Source organism: Clostridium ljungdahlii DSM 13528, from assembly GCF_000143685.1.
Classification (GTDB): Bacteria; Bacillota; Clostridia; order Clostridiales; family Clostridiaceae; genus Clostridium_B; species Clostridium_B ljungdahlii.
The window spans coordinates 2613319-2629926 of record NC_014328.1 but is presented as its reverse complement, the minus strand read 5'-3'; the positions used below and the strand labels follow the sequence as shown (position 1 = coordinate 2629926).

12 protein-coding genes are annotated in these 16608 nt (G+C 33.4%); 11 read left to right on the top strand and 1 reads right to left on the bottom strand.

Features of this window, described 5'->3' with window-relative positions; all coding sequences use genetic code 11:
- Positions 1–90: 90 nt before the first annotated feature.
- Complete coding sequence (locus CLJU_RS11730; protein WP_013239033.1) at positions 91–1446, bottom strand: nucleobase:cation symporter-2 family protein; 1356 nt, start codon at positions 1444–1446, stop codon at positions 91–93.
- Between the two features lie 721 nt (positions 1447–2167).
- Between CLJU_RS11730 and ygeW the strand changes: the two genes are divergently transcribed.
- The 11 genes from ygeW to CLJU_RS11675 all read left to right on the top strand — a co-directional run bounded on the left by ygeW (position 2168) and on the right by CLJU_RS11675 (position 16605).
- A complete protein-coding gene (gene ygeW, locus CLJU_RS11725) occupies positions 2168–3364 on the top strand; it encodes a knotted carbamoyltransferase YgeW (RefSeq protein WP_013239032.1) in 1197 nt (398 codons plus the stop codon).
- Positions 3365–3395: 31 nt separating this feature from the next.
- The gene (gene ygfK / locus CLJU_RS11720) at positions 3396–6413 is read left to right on the top strand and encodes a putative selenate reductase subunit YgfK (RefSeq protein WP_013239031.1); all 3018 of its coding nucleotides are present in this window, start codon (positions 3396–3398) and stop codon (positions 6411–6413) included.
- A gap of 30 nt (positions 6414–6443) precedes the next feature.
- The gene (gene ssnA, locus CLJU_RS11715) at positions 6444–7772 is read left to right on the top strand and encodes a putative aminohydrolase SsnA (protein WP_013239030.1); all 1329 of its coding nucleotides are present in this window, start codon (positions 6444–6446) and stop codon (positions 7770–7772) included.
- A gap of 27 nt (positions 7773–7799) precedes the next feature.
- On the top strand, positions 7800–9008 hold the full coding sequence (locus CLJU_RS11710; RefSeq protein WP_013239029.1) for a YgeY family selenium metabolism-linked hydrolase: 1209 nt from the start codon (positions 7800–7802) through the stop codon (positions 9006–9008).
- Positions 9009–9026: 18 nt separating this feature from the next.
- Positions 9027–9977 carry a carbamate kinase gene (arcC, locus tag CLJU_RS11705; RefSeq protein ID WP_013239028.1) on the top strand — a complete coding sequence of 317 codons (951 nt, stop codon included), beginning with the start codon at positions 9027–9029 and terminating at the stop codon, positions 9975–9977.
- Positions 9978–10272: 295 nt separating this feature from the next.
- A complete protein-coding gene (gene hydA / locus CLJU_RS11700; protein WP_013239027.1) occupies positions 10273–11685 on the top strand; it encodes a dihydropyrimidinase in 1413 nt (470 codons plus the stop codon).
- On the top strand, positions 11669–12358 hold the full coding sequence (locus CLJU_RS11695; protein WP_013239026.1) for a Crp/Fnr family transcriptional regulator: 690 nt from the start codon (positions 11669–11671) through the stop codon (positions 12356–12358). Before hydA ends, CLJU_RS11695 begins: the two co-directional genes overlap by 17 nt.
- A gap of 166 nt (positions 12359–12524) precedes the next feature.
- Positions 12525–13526 (top strand): anaerobic sulfite reductase subunit AsrA, encoded by a 1002-nt coding sequence (gene asrA / locus CLJU_RS11690; protein ID WP_013239025.1) that lies wholly within the window; start codon positions 12525–12527, stop codon positions 13524–13526.
- A complete protein-coding gene (gene asrB, locus CLJU_RS11685) occupies positions 13527–14318 on the top strand; it encodes an anaerobic sulfite reductase subunit AsrB (protein ID WP_013239024.1) in 792 nt (263 codons plus the stop codon).
- Positions 14319–14333: 15 nt separating this feature from the next.
- A complete protein-coding gene (gene asrC / locus CLJU_RS11680; RefSeq protein ID WP_013239023.1) occupies positions 14334–15281 on the top strand; it encodes a sulfite reductase subunit C in 948 nt (315 codons plus the stop codon).
- Positions 15282–15312: 31 nt separating this feature from the next.
- The gene (locus tag CLJU_RS11675; RefSeq protein ID WP_013239022.1) at positions 15313–16605 is read left to right on the top strand and encodes an MFS transporter; all 1293 of its coding nucleotides are present in this window, start codon (positions 15313–15315) and stop codon (positions 16603–16605) included.
- Positions 16606–16608 lie beyond the last annotated feature (3 nt).

The window sequence follows — 16608 nt, the reverse complement described above, 5'->3', positions numbered from 1 at the left end:
CACTTTTATTATAATTCTGAATTATCTTCATGTCAATATATTGACATGAATGGTTTTAAATAGTAGATTACGTGCTTTTAACAAGCGCTACTAATATTTTTGTGGAGTATTTTCAGAGGAGACTTCAATATTAGTAACATTTTTTTCACCGTGATTTAAAAATGCATTGAGAATTATTGCAACTACAGATGCAGAAACTATACCACTACTGAAGATTGACTTGAAAAATTGAGGAGTATGATCAAGTATAGTAGGAACAATAGTAACTCCAAGACCTATGCCAATAGAGCAGGCAACAACCAGCATGTTTGAATTCTTGTCGAAGTCTACACTTGAGAGCATTTGTATACCGGCTACGGCTACCATTGCAAACATTATAGTTGTGGCTCCACCTATAACAGGCTGTGGGATGATTGTAGCTAAAGCTGCAAATTTAGGGATCAATCCAAGACATATGAGAATAATACCGGAAACGATTACAACAAAACGACTTTTTACTTTACTTAAAGCTAGGAGTCCCAAATTTTGGTTGAATGTTGTGTAAGGGAAAGAATTGAAGATACCACCTAGAATTGTTGCAAGTCCTTCAGCTCTAAGACCTCGTACAATGTCATTTTCTGTAATCTTTCTTTCACATATTCTACCTATTCCAAGATATGTGCCTGTTGATTCGATCATTACTGTAAGCATGACAAAGGTCATCATAATGATAGAGGCAAGATTAAATTTTGGTATACCGAAATTTAATGGACGAACAAGGCTTATCCATTTTGCACTCGCAACTACTGAGAAATCTACTTTTCCCATAAATGCAGCAACTATTGTGCCTAAAATAATACCATTTAAAACAGAAATTGCTTGAAAAAATCCTTTAAAGAACTTATTGGAAAATATAACAACTATCATTACAAATGTGCCTAGTAGAAGGTTGGAGATACTTCCAAAATCTTTAGCGCCTGAACCACCACCAATGCTATTAATGCCCACGTTAATTAGAGAAAGACCTATCATAGTGACTACTGTACCTGTTACAACTGTCGGAAAAAATCTTAACACTTTTCCGTATATTGGTGCAATTAATACCACAACAAGTGCTGCTACTATTATGGAACCATAGGCTGTTGGCATCCCATAACTTTTGCCGATAATGATAAGTGGACCAACAGCAGCAAAGGTACATCCTAAAATTGCAGGTAGTTTAATGCCTACATAAGGGCCTATGCCAATTGCTTGAATTAAAGTTGCGATACCACAAGTAAATAAATCTGCAGCTACTAAAAGTTCTAATTGTCTGGGTGTCAAACCTACAGAAGCACCAATGAGTAAAGGTACGGCTACAGCACCTGCATACATTGCAAGTACATGTTGGAGTCCTAAGGTAAAAAGTTTTGGAAGAGGAAGCATTTCGTTTACTTTGTCTACATTTTTTACAGATTGTTCTGACATTTGTAAAACCCCCTATTAAATTTATTTAATAATTCAACTTTTGCACATATGAAAGTTTGACTTAATATTAAAAACTTGCGAAGCAAAGTTTTTGAAAATAACAAAGTTCAAATAGCAAAGAACAGATAAAGATGATTTCCATCGTACCTCAGGAAATCTATAATTTTAATATTTTCTGACATTAGGAAGAAAATTATCCTTATTTGATATTTGAACTTTTTACTTTGTTCTTTAAGAAAACTGCAAAAGTTGAATTAATGACTATCTACTCTAATACTCTACCTTATACCATGAAAGAAATTAATAAAAATGATGAGTTTTGGTTTTGTTTTTTAAGGGAGTAAGAGTTGAACCTGATATCTAAGATGCCTGTACCTGACAAGTAATAGGTAAACACATTATAGCAAAGCATTGTAGTGTATTGTAAATATAAGATGGATTTACCAGTTAGTATAATTTATTCTAATAATATTAATGGCATTTTGTCAACATTATAATTAAGAAGAAATTGTACAATATGCAAACTGTAAGTAATATTAGACATTATTTTACTTTAAAAGAAAAATATTTTAATGTTGACAAAGATATTTTATTATTATAAAATCGAATTATACTAACTAGTTAGTCCAACTTTAAAATATACCATATCTAAGATAAAATATATTTATATTAAAATTTTAAAATATACTAATTCAATCATTGCAATTAGGAGGCATATCTTATGGAAAAATTAAAAGAACTTATTCAAAATTTAAAGAAACTAGATTATAAAAATATGTATAGTAATGATTTCTTTTTAACCTGGGAAAAAACAGACGAAGAACTTAAAGCAGTTTTTACAGTTGCTGATATTTTACGTCAGATGAGGGAGAATAATATATCACCGCGTATATTTGATAGTGGACTAGCAATTTCCCTGTTTCGTGATAATTCTACAAGAACAAGATTTAGTTTTGCAAGTGCATGTAATTTACTTGGCCTGGAGGTTCAAGACCTTGATGAAGGAAAATCGCAGATTGCCCATGGAGAAACTGTTCGTGAAACAGCAAATATGATTTCTTTTATGGCAGATGTTATAGGCATTAGGGACGATATGTTTATAGGCAAAGGAAACAAGTATATGCATAAAGTATCAGAATCAGTTCAAGAGGGATATAAAGCTGGGATACTTGGACAGCGTCCTACTCTTGTAAATCTTCAGTGCGATATAGACCATCCAACTCAATGTATGGCTGATTTACTCCATTTAATTCATCATTTTGGTGGAGCTCAAAATCTTAAAGGTAAAAAACTAGCTATGACCTGGGCATATTCTCCTTCCTATGGCAAACCATTATCCGTGCCTCAAGGAATTATTGGTTTAATGACGAGAATGGGTATGGAAGTTACACTTGCACATCCTGAGGGATACGATATATTGCCAGAAGTAGAGAATGTTGCAAGAAGAAATGCTGAGATAAGTGGAGGTAAATTTATTAAAACTAACTCCATGAAAGAAGCTTTTGAGAATGCAGATATAGTTTATCCAAAGAGTTGGGCTCCATTTGCAGCAATGGAAAAGCGTACTAACTTATATGGAGAAGGTAAATTTGATGAAATAGAGGTACTTGAAAAAGAACTCTTAAATCAAAATGCAAATTATAAGGACTGGGAATGCACAGAAGAAATGATGAAGCTCACTAAAGATTCTAAAGCATTATATATGCACTGTTTACCTGCAGATATTACGGGAGTAAGTTGTAAGCAGGGTGAAGTAGCTGCTTCGGTATTTGATCGTTATCGTGAAGAACTTTATAAACAAGCAGGATATAAACCTTACATTGTTGCTTCAATGATTTTCTTAAGTAAGGTGAAAGATCCTGTAAAAACACTTACAGAGATTATTGATTCAAAGCCACCGAGATTTTTAGCAAAATAAAATGTAAAAGTATATCTTAGGGGGAATATAAATGAGTGATAGAATGCACCCTATTTCTTTTGAAAAAATGATTATTTGGGTTATAAAAGAATTAAAAGAAAAGGGATCTATTTTTGGAATTCATAAAGATAAATTTTATAAAAATGAAAGTGAAAAATCAATTGAAGTGTTTGGTGAAAATCTATCTTCACCCCTTGGACCTGCTGCTGGGCCAAACACTCAATTGACTCAGAACATTGTTTCTGCCTATTTAACTGGGAGCCGATTTATTGAATTAAAAACAGTACAGGTTATTGATGGAGAAGATCTAGCAGTAGCTAAACCTTGTATTTGTGCACAAGATGAATGCTACAATGTGGAATGGTCTACGGAACTAAAAGTATCTGAGGCTTTCTGTGAGTATATAAAAGCTTGGTTCCTGCTTCATATTTTAATGAAGGAACTTAATTTAAGTAAGCAAAGAGATTTCATGTTTAACATGAGTGTAGGATATGATTTAGATGGCATTAAATCTCCTAAAATGAATAACTATATTGAAGGCATGAGAAATGCTTCTAATACAAAAGTATGGAATGAGTGTAAAAAAGTAATTATTTCTCATATGAATTTGTTCTCCAATTTTAATGAAAAAGATTTAGAAGAAATATCCCCAATTGTCTGTTCGTCCATTACAGTATCTACGCTGCATGGATGTCCTCCAGAGGAAATAGAAAAGATATCAAATTATTTACTAAAAGAAAAGAATTTAAATGTTTTTATAAAGATGAATCCAACTCTTTTAGGAGAAAAATTTGTTAGAAATACGCTTAACACAATGGGATATGGTTATATAACCTTAAATGGAGATCATTTTAAAAATGACTTACAGTATGGGGACGCTGTGACAATGCTCCAGCGTTTGAAAGATACTGCAAAGACGTTGAATTTAGAAATAGGAGTTAAACTTACTAATACTTTACCAGTAAAAATTGAAAACAAAGAATTACCTGGAGAAGAAATGTATATGTCAGGACGTTCTCTTTTCCCTCTTACAATATCCTTGGCAAGTAGATTAGCTGAAGAATTTGGTGGAGATTTACAGGTATCCTATTCAGGAGGAGCAGATTTCTTTAATGTGGATAAAATTTTAACTACAGGAATTCAGCCGGTGACATTTGCAACCACTATCTTAAAGCCAGGTGGATATGAGAGAATAACGCAAATGGCTCAGAAGGTAGAGAGAAAGCTTAAAGGTAAATTCTCAGGAATAGATACAGATATGCTATCAAAATTGGCAGAAGAAGCTTTAAAAGATGATCATCATCTTAAAAACTCAAGAACTGTAGGAAGTAGAAAACTTTCTGTAGAACTTCCTACTTATGATTGCATGACAGCACCTTGCAGCATAGGATGTCCTATAAATCAGCAAATTCCTGAATATGTGGCCTTAGTAGGTAAAAAGAAATATGATGAAGCCTTTTCTATAATTGCTAAGGACAATGCGTCACCGGCAATTACAGCAACTATTTGTAATCACAATTGCCAGTTTAAGTGTACTAGATTGGACTACGATTCATCTGTTTTAATTAGAGATATGAAAAAAATTGCTGTCTTAAATGCTGAGAAGAAGTACATTAAAAATATCAAACCTCAGAATATAAGAAGTAATAAAAAAGTAGCAGTTATAGGTGCAGGTCCTGCAGGACTTTCAACAGCTCTTTTCTTGAGAAGAAATGGTATGGATGTAACTGTAATGGATAAAAAAGAAAAACCTTATGGTGTAGTGAGGTATGTTATCCCGGATTTTAGAATTCCATCTGAGATGATTGACCAGGATTTTGAGCTTGTAAAGAAACAAGGAGTGAAATTTGAATTTGGAATTAATGGAAATTTTAATATAGATGAATTGAAAGGAAAATATGATTATATTATCTTAGCAATAGGTGCCTGGAAACCAGGAAAGTTATCTTTAAAAGAAGGTAAGGAAAGAGCAGTGAATGCCATTGCGTTTCTTGAAAGATATAAAGCAGAAAAAGAAAACATTAATTTAGGAAAACATGTTTGCATTATTGGAGGCGGAAATGTAGCAATGGATGCAGCAAGGGCAGCTAAGAGAATAGCTGGAGTGGAGACTGTTTCAATTGTATATAGAAGGACCAAGGAATATATGCCTGCAGATTCTGAAGAATTAAAGTTAGCTATTTCTGATGGCATTGTATTTAAAGAACTTCTTGCACCCATAGCTATTAAAGATAATAAATTGCTTTGTGAAGAGATGATATTAGGAGAAAAAGATACTTCAGGTAGAAGAAGTCCTGTTTCAACTGGCAAAGAGGTTGTATTAGATGCAGATACGGTTATTGCTGCCGTAGGAGAAAAAGTGGATAGTGATTTATTAAAAAGAAATGGAATAGAATTAGATTCTAAGGATTTCCCAAAACTGAATGAAGCTTGTGAAACTAATATTTCCAATGTATATATTCCAGGTGATGCTAAATGCGGACCGGCTACTATTGTCAAGGCAATAGCAGATGGAAAAGCAGTTGCCAAGAATATATTGTCAAAAGAAAAATTGAACAATGATTTTGAGAAAAAAGTTATCCATATAGATGAAAAACAAATATATAGCAGAAAGGGTATACTAAAGGATCCTAAAAGCTGTGAAGAAGAATATAAAAGATGCCTTTCCTGCAGCAATATTTGCGAATTGTGCGTTGATGTTTGTCCAAATAGGGCAAATGTAGCTATTAATGTAGGAGGAGGATTTTCGTCTTCTCGTCAGGTTATACATTTAGATGGTATGTGCAACGAATGTGGAAATTGTGGAGTTTTCTGTCCATATAAGGGAAATCCATATAAAGATAAAGTGACAGTCTTCTGGAATGAAAATGACTTTGAAAATAGTACAAATAAGGGATTTTGTGTTATTGATATTAAAAAAGGCATTTGTAAAGTTAGAGAGGAAAGCGGCAAAATTGCTATGTACACTATTGGTGAAGAAAATATTATCTCAAAAGAAATGGAATGTATAATTAAAAGTTGCATAGATAAGTACAGTTATATGCTGTGACCTAATATTAAAACTTAGGAGGGAAAATATATGCTATTAATAGGAAATGGTAAGCTTATTACTAGAGATGATGCTAGACCAATTATTGATAATGGATGTATTGCTGCTTCCGGAAATAAAATTATTGAAATTGGCTTGACAGAAGAATTGAAGAAAAAATATAAAGATGCAAGATTTATTGATGCAAAGGGTAGGCTTGTTATGCCAGGATTTATTAATACCCATATGCATTATTATAGTACTTTTGCTAGGGGGATGGCTAATGACAGTCCTCCAGCAAAAAATCTTATGGACATACTTACAGGATTGTGGTGGAGACTCGATAAGGTATTAACTCCAGAGGATATTTATTATAGTGCTATTGTACCGATGATTGATGAAGTTAGAAATGGTGTTACAACTGCTTTTGATCACCATGCAAGTGCTTATTCAGTTAAAGGTAGTTTATTTAAAATAGCTGAGGCTGCAGAAAAGGTAGGTATCCGAAGCAGCTTATGTTATGAAACTTCAGATAGAGATGGAGAAAAAATTACTGATGAAGGTATTGCTGAAAATGTGGACTTCATTAAGTATTGTAATGATAAAAAAGATGACATGATTAAAGGTATGTTTGGACTTCATGCTTCTATGACAATTTCAGATAAAACTTTGGAAAAATGTATGGATGCCATAGAAAATTTAAATACAGGTTTTCATGTTCATACAGGAGAGGGCATACAGGATCTAGAGATAACTAAACAAAAATATGGTAAGGGCATTGTACAGAGATGGTATGATGCAGGAGCACTTTCTGATAAGACAATTTTAGTCCACTGTATTCATGTTTCGGATGAAGAACTAGATTTGATTAAAGAAAAAAATGCAATAGTTGTTCACAATCCTGAATCTAATATGGGTAATGCTGTAGGTGTATCTCCTGTACTCAAAATGTATGAAAAAGGAATTCTATTAGGCCTTGGTACAGATGGCTATACTTCAGATATGATGGAATCTTATAAAGTTGGAAATATTATTCATAAACATGCTACTGGAGATTCTACTGTAGCTTGGACTGAAATTCCAGAAATGCTTTTCTATAATAATAGAAAAATTGTTGAAAGATTTATTGATGGAAAAATTGGCATTTTAAAAGAAGGTGCTCTTGCAGATATAATTATTGTAGATTACAATGCACCTACACCAATAAATGAAAACAATATTAATTCACACTTATTATTTGGCATTAATGGACGCTGTGTAGATACAACCATTATAAATGGTAAAGTTATTATGGAAGATAGAAAACTTGTAGGCGTTGACGAGGAAAGGATTATGGCAAGAAGCAGGGAACTTGCACAAGATCTCTGGAAGCGTTTCTAAAGATAGATAAAATAGGGGGAATTTTAAATGGCATTAGATTTGAATAAAGAAAAAATATTGGATATGGCAGAAAAGTATAAACCTGAAATATGTAGATTTTTAAGGGACATGGCTCAAATTCCAAGTGAAAGCTGTGGAGAAGAAAAAGTTATACTTAGAATAAAACAGGAAATGGAAAAAGTAGGTTTTGACAAAGTAGAAATAGATCCCATGGGCAATGTACTTGGATATATAGGACATGGAAAACACCTAATTGCCATGGATGCTCATATAGATACAGTAGGGATAGGTGATAGAAATCTATGGAAATACGATCCTTATGAAGGCTATGAAGATGATGAGGTTATTTTAGGAAGAGGTGTCACAGACCAGGAGGGAGGAATGGCCTCCATGGTTTATGCAGGTAAGATAATTAAAGATCTTGGACTTGAAGGAGATTATACATTAGTAGTAACAGGTACTGTTCAAGAAGAAGATTGTGATGGATTATGCTGGCAGTATATAGTCAATGAAGATAAAGTAAAGCCGGAATTTGTAGTTATAACAGAACCAACTTCATTAAATATATATAGAGGACATAGAGGAAGAATGGAGATAAAAGTTACAACCCATGGAATTAGCTGTCATGGTTCTGCACCGGAAAGAGGAGATAATGCAATTTTTAAAATGGCTCCTATATTAAATGAGCTAAAGGATTTAAATGAAAAATTAATCAATGATGAATTTTTAGGAAAGGGTACATTAACCGTATCTGAAATATTCTTTTCATCACCTTCAAGATGTGCTGTAGCAGATGGATGTAGTATTTCTGTTGACAGAAGGCTTACTGCTGGTGAAACCTGGGAGTATGCAATTGATCAGATTAAGAATTTACCTTCAGTTAAGGCTGCAAAGGCTGAAGTTGAAATGTACACTTATGAAAGACCTTCTTATACAGGATTAAAGTATCCAACGGAATGTTTCTTCCCAACCTGGGTACTGCCTGAAGATCATAAAGTATGTCAAAATGTTGTAACTTGCTATAAGGATTTATTTAAGAGTGAACCAAAGGTAGATAAATGGACATTTTCTACAAATGCAGTTTCCATTATGGGAAGATATAAAATACCATGTATAGGTTTTGGACCAGGCCACGAAGATCAAGCACATGCACCTAATGAAAAGACATGGAAAGATGAATTAGTAAAATGTGCAGCAATGTATGCGCTTATTCCAATATCCTATGTGACTAAATAATTATATGGGGGAATTATAATGGGATTTTGTAAATTGGTTATAGCATTAGGTGGAAATGCACTTCAGGAACCTGGTACGAAAGCTACAGCGGAGGCACAATTAGAAGTAATAAAAAAAACTTGTGAATATATTGCAGATATAAGCTGTAAGGGATATGAACTTGTAATAGTTCATGGAAATGGTCCTCAAGTGGGAAGAATTTTGCTTGCATCAGAAGCAGCTAGTAGTGTTACACCATCCATGCCTTTTGATGTATGCAGTGCCATGAGCCAGGGATATATAGGATATCACATTCAGCAGTCACTAAGAAAGGCTTTAGATAAGAGAAACAAGAAAGTGCCAGTGGTAACACTTATAACTCAGGCAGTAGTTGACAAAAATGATCCTGCATTTAAAAATCCAACTAAACCTATAGGTACTTTTTATAGTAAGGAAGAGGCGGAAAAACTTAAAAAAGAAAAAGGTTACGTGATGAAAGAAGACTCTGGAAGAGGGTGGAGAAGAGTAGTGGCTTCACCAGTTCCAAAGAGAATAGTTGAACTTCCGGCAATTAAAGTGTTGTGGGATTCTACTATTTGCGTAGCAGCTGGAGGTGGAAGCATTCCTGTTGCCCAAAAAGAAGATGGATCATTAGAAGGTGTTGCGGCAGTCATAGACAAAGATCTTGCAGCTGAAAGACTTGCGGAAGATGTAAATGCAGATATTCTTATGATACTTACAGAAGTTGAAAAAGTATCACTTAATTTTAAAAAAGCTAATCAAGTTGACCTTAATCACATTACGGTAGCAGAAGCAGAAAAGTATATTGAAGAAGGTCATTTTGCCCCAGGGTCAATGCTTCCAAAAGTAAAAGCAGCAGTGATGTTTGCAAAGTCAAATTCCCGTCACAGGTCAATAATTACTTCGCTTTATAAAGGTGAAGATGCCTTGGAAGGTAAGACGGGAACAGTTATTACTTTAGATAAATAATGAATACTTGATTTTTGCATATGCAGATTTTGACTCAATACAAAAATTTTACGAAGCAATTTTTTAAATAACAAAGTTCAAAGTTCAAATATCAAATAAGGATAATTTTCTTCCTAACGTCAGGAAATATTAAAATTGTAGATTTCCTGAGGTACGATGGAAATCATCTTTATCTGTTCTTTGTTATTTGGGCTTTATTATTTTTAAAAGCTTTGCTTCGCAAAGTTTTTAAATTGTGGAAGTTAATTATCTTTATGACTTTGTGTTAGAATATATAAAAAAGGAGGCTTTGCTTATGGGCGTAGTACTTGAAGGCGGAAAAATTATAACTGCTGTGGATTCTTATTATTCAGATATAAGAATAGAAGATGAAAGAATTGTTTCAATAGGAAATGATATAAAAAAAAGTGGAGATGAAGTCATATCTGTAAAAGGATGCTATATTTTACCGGGTGGTATAGATACTCATACTCACTTTGATTTGGAAAGTGGCTCTACCGTAACTGCAGATAATTTTGAAACTGGAACAAAAGCTGCTTTAGTTGGAGGTACCACTACAATATTAGATTATGCTACACAAAATAGGGGAGAGACGTTAAAAGAAGCCTTAAGAAAGCAGCATAAAAAATCAGATGGAATGTGCTATTGTGATTATGGATTTCACATGGGTATTACGGATTGGAGTGACAAGACATCTTGTGAAATGGAAGATATGGTTAGAGAAGGGGTAACTTCATTTAAATTATATATGGCCTATAAAAAAACACTTCAGGTAGATGACGGTGTAATATTTGAAGTTTTAAAAAGAAGTAAAGAATTAAAGAGCCTGATAACTTTTCACTGCGAAAATGGCGATATTATAGAAGCACTTATAAATGAAGCTAAATCAAAGGGAAACACATCCCCTTATTATCATCCATTGACAAGACCTGCTTTAGTTGAAAAAGAGGCAATTGCAAGGCTGCTTAATATTGCAGAAATTGCAGATTCACCGGTGTATATTGTACATTTAAGTACTAGAGAAGGCTTATTAAGTATTCTAGATGCTAAAAAGAGAGGAATAAAGGTTTATGCTGAGACTTGTCCTCAGTATCTACTGCTGGACGATTCCTGCTATGGAGATAAGAACAGCCATAATTTTGAGGAAGCAAAATATGTAATGTCACCTCCACTTAGAAAAACATATGATAATGATGCGTTGTGGAAAGGGATAAGCTCCAGAGAGATAATGACCATTGGAACAGATCACTGTTCTTTTAATTATAAAGGTCAAAAAGAAATTGGCATTGATGACTTTAGCAAGATTCCAAATGGGGCTCCAGGTGTAGAACATAGAATTGGGCTTATGTATACTTATGGAGTTCTAAAAAACAGGATAAGTATGAATGAAATGGTTGCGCTTACTTCAACTAATGCTGCTAAATTATTTGGCCTTTTTCCACAAAAAGGAACTATTGCAGTGGGCAGCGATGCCGATATTGTAGTATGGGACCCTGCTTTTTCTAAAGCTATTAGTGTTAAAAATCAAATGCAAAATGTAGATTATACTCCTTATGAAGGTTTTGAACAGAAAGGAAGAGTGCTGCATGCTTTTTTGAGGGGAAACAAGGTTATATCTAGTGGAAAATTCATTGAAGATAAACCTCTTGGAAAGTATTTGTATAGAAAAACGCAGCCAGAGGATATAAGTTATGGCAAAAGTTTCTGATAATGATTTTAGCGGGATTCCCTTATTTGAAAAAATAAATAAATCTACGTTGAAATTGATGCAGACAAAGGCTTTTAAGATAAAACTTACTAAAGGTGAAGAGTTGTTTTGTGAAAAAGACAAAGTAGATAAAATTTATATTGTTTTAAGTGGAAAAGTAACTATGTATAAGATATCAGAAGATGGACAAAAAAGGGTCATATATATTTTAGGCAGAGGAGAATTTATAAATGAAGTCATTTTTGACAATTTACCTGCATCCATAAGTTGTGAAGCTTTTGAAGATAGTTATATATTGTATTTTTTTAGAAATGATTTGTTAAAAATAATGGCAGGGGATTTTGAACTTACGCATATTATAATTAATTCCATGGCTAAAAAAATAAGAAGACTCTACAGGCAATTGAAAAACACCGTACCTATAAAAATGGATAAAAAGCTTGCAGCAAAACTCTGGAAATTGTCCAGAGATTACGGAGTGGAAACAAAAGAAGGTACAGTTATTGACTTGAATATAAGCATAACATATTTAGCTGAGATGCTTGGTAGTACAAGAGAGACTATTTCACGCTGCATGAACAATTTTGAAAAAAAAGGTATGATAAAATTTCATCATAAAAAGATAATAGTTATAGATCCCAAGGTGATGTCGATGTATTTTAGGGGAGTTTAGTGGAAAGCTGTATTTGCAGAAAATAATGCAAATGCAGTTTTTTATTTTTTGACCATAACGTGATTTGTATCACGTTAAATTTTCTACATTTATGATATGTTAAATATATAACAACGATGATTACATGCTGTTAGGTTTACAAGAATTCTAAGGAGGGAATTGACGAATGGGATTTGAAATTAGTAATGTGGAATTTGATAATTTTTTAAAAAAGCTGCAAGAAGAGTACAAAATCTATGCTCCAGTGAAATTAAAAGGTAAGGGAAGATTTTCGGATACAGATGTAGTTAGGTATGCAGAGATAAATACTATTGAAGAAATAATATTTGATGAAAAATCAAACTTTTCACCAAAAGAAGTGATGCTTCCAATAACTAAAACCTTGTTTTATTTTACAGAAGATTCTGTAATGGAACCAAAAGTGGATGACAAAAAGATATTGATATTTTTAAGAAGCTGTGACATCAATGCTGTAAGGAGAGTTGATGAAATTTATTTGAGAAATGGTGTAGAAGATCCTTACTATAAAAAAGTAAGAGATAAAGTAAAATTTGCACTTATGGAATGTGAACACAGCTTTGAAAACTGTTTCTGTGTAAGTATGGGCAGTAATAAGATAGAAAACTATGACTTATTTGTAAAACATAAGGATGGGAAAGTTTCAGTAAAGTGTAAAGATGAAAGCTTTAAAAATTACTTTGATGGAATGACAGAATGTAATGTAGAACCTAACTTTGTAACAAAAAACGATGTAAAGGTTAAAATCCCTGAAAATATGGATGTAAGTGTATTTAGTGCTCCACTGTGGGAAGAGTATTCTTCACGATGTATTTCTTGTGGAAGATGTAACCTTGTTTGTGGAACATGTACATGTTTTAATATGCAGGATATTTTCTATAAAGATAATAAAAATGTAGGAGAGAGAAGAAGAGTGTTGACTTCCTGCCAGATTGATGGATATACGGATATAGCTGGAGGACATAGTTTTAGACAGGATAAAGGACAGAGAATGAGATTTAAAGTTATGCATAAAGTTTATGACTTTAAGAAGAGATTTGGATATAACATGTGTGTTGGATGTGGAAGATGTGATGATGCATGTCCAGAATATATATCTTTTTCAAATTGTGTTAACAAGTTAAATGATGCAGTGGGAGAGGTGAAATAAATGGAAAATGTATATTTGCCAAAGGCTAGTAAAATATTAGATATTACAAAACATACGGATATTGATTATACATTTAAAATGGAGTTTAAAGGAACTGTGAAGCCGGGACAATTTTTTGAGGTTTCCATACCTAAATATGGAGAAGCTCCTATATCTGTATGTGAAATAGGAGATGGATATATAGGTTTAACTATAAGACGTGTGGGAGTAGTTACAGATGTCATTCATACTTTCTTTGTAGGAGATACTCTATTTATGAGGGGACCTTATGGAAACGGTTTTGACTTAGAGACGTACAAGGGAAAAGAACTTATTGTAGCTGCAGGAGGAACTGGACTAGCACCGGTAAAAGGTATTATAGATTACTTTGCTGCTAATAGAAGTGAAGTTACAAATTTTAATGTTTTAATGGGATTTAAGTCACCAGAGGATATATTGTTTAAAAAGAATATAGAAGAATGGAGAAAAAATATTGGTGTTACTTTAACGGTGGACAAGGCTGATGAAGGTTATGGTGGGAATGTAGGTTTAATTACTACTTATATTAAAGATTTAAATGTAAATAATGTGGAAGAAGCACAGGTAGTAGTAGTAGGTCCTCCAATAATGCTTAAATTTACTATAGCAGAATTTTTGAAGAGGGGAATTAAAGAGGAAAATATTTGGGTTTCTTATGAAAGAAAGATGTGCTGTGGTTTAGGAAAATGTGGTCATTGTAAAATGGACGATACATATATTTGCCTTGACGGTCCGGTATTTAATTATGTTAAAGCTAAACTTTTAATGGATTAAAAAAGGAGGACGATTATGGATATTAATACAAAAGTTCTAAAAAAGAATGCATTTAGAGTAACTAAGGAAAGAGGAAAGACGGCCATAAGGATTAGAGTACCAGGTGGACATATAGAAGCAAAATATTTTGAAATAATTCAAAAGGTTGCAGAAGAATACGGAAATGGAACAATTAATATTACTACAAGACAGGGATTTGAAGTACCTGGTATTGATATGAAAAACATTCCTGAGATAAATGAGATGATACAACCTGTTATAGAAGGACTTGAAATAAATCAAACTGATTCTAAAAATGGATATTCAGCATCAGGAACAAGGAATGTTACTGCTTGTATAGGAAATAAAGTTTGTCCTTTTGCAAATTATGACACCACTGCTTTTGCAAAGAGAATAGAAAAGGTTATATTTCCAAATGACTACCATGTAAAAGTAGCATTAACTGGATGTCCAAATGATTGTGCAAAAGTAAGAATGCATGATTTTGGAATTATAGGAATGACAGAACCGCAGTATGAAAGTTATAGATGTGTGGGCTGTAAAGCTTGTGTTAAAAATTGTAAGCTAAGATCTGCAGATGCACTTAAATTTGAAAACTTTAAGGTCCTAAGAGATGATAAAAAGTGTATAGGCTGTGGTGAATGTGTAGACAAATGCCCAATGGGGGCATGGACAAGAAGCAATAAGAAGTATTTTAAATTAACTATCCTGGGTAGAACGGGAAAGAAAAATCCAAGATTAGGTCAGGATTTCATTAAATGGGTAGATGAAGATAGCATTGTGAAGATAATTTTAAATACCTATGAATATATAGATAAGTATATAGACAAAAATGCTCCTGGTGGAAAAGAACATATAGGATATATCGTAGATAGAACTGGGTATCAGGAATTTAAAAAGTGGGCTTTAAAAGATGTACATTTGGACCCTAAAGCTGAAGTTGCTGAAACTATAAATTGGTAAAGCATTTAAATTACAAATAGGAGGGGAAATAATGGATATTGTAAGTGTTAAAGGAAATTCCAAACAAGGATTAACAGGAGCAACCTTAGGTTTTTTTGTAGGATTTGCAGCAGTTGCACTTTATGGTGCTACAGCTGCTGTGTTTAAAAAAAGTTTTATAGATTTGAATCCTATTTTACTAGCACTTCTTATTGCAATACCAAATTTATCAGGATCACTACTTAGAATTCCATTTGCAGCTTGGGTTGACGTAGATGGAGGAAGAAAACCCTTTATTACATTACTTATACTTTCAATAATTGGAATGACAGGACTCTATATAGTTATGGCTTTTTTTAAGCAGGATTTAAGTAACTGCTATTCCTTGCTTTTGATATTCGGGGCACTGTCAGGCTGTGGTATAGCTACCTTTTCTGTAGGAGTTAGCCAATCGTCCTATTGGTTTCCACAAAATAAGCAGGGGGTTGCACTTGGCATATATGGTGGAGTGGGAAATCTAGCACCTGGAATATTTACACTTTTGCTTCCAAATGTAGCACTGCCACTTTTAGGATTATCAAGTTCCTATTTAGCCTGGTTGATATTTTTAATAGTAGGAACTATAGCATATTTTATTATAGGAAAAAATGCGTGGTATTTTCAACTAATTCATGCAGGAGTGGGAAGAGAACAAGCAAAGATAACAGCTTCAAAAAAATATGGTCAGGAACTGTTTCCTAATGACAAAGTTAGTGAAAGTCTCATTATTTCTGCAAAGACATGGAAGACCTGGGCTCTTGTTATAGTGTACTTTACTACATTTGGAGGCTTTTTAGCACTAACTAGCTGGCTTCCAACATATTGGACAACATTTTTCAAGTTGAACTTGAAAACTGCAGGTTTATTAACTGCTATCTATTCAATTACTACATCTATTGTAAGAATTTATGGTGGAAAGATAGCAGATAGAGTTGGAGGAGAATCTACATCCATTACAGCACTTTTTATAATGCTTGCAGGTACAATATGCATGTTTATTGCTTCTTCACTGCCTCTAGCTATTATAGGAATTTTACTTTTAGCTGTAGGAATGGGTGTGACAAATGCTGCTGTATTTAAAATACTTCCTAAAGAAGTTCCACATGCTATTGGAGGTGCTTCTGGATGGGTCGGTGGATTAGGAGCTTTTGGAGGTTTTGTTATACCACCTTTAATGGCGTCCTTTATAGATAAGACAGGCAAAAGCTTAAGTGGTTATTCTAGAGGATTTGTAATATTTATAGCACTTGCTTTGATTTCACTTCTTATTATAGGTTTGTTGAAATCTACTTCAAAGGGTAAATGATTT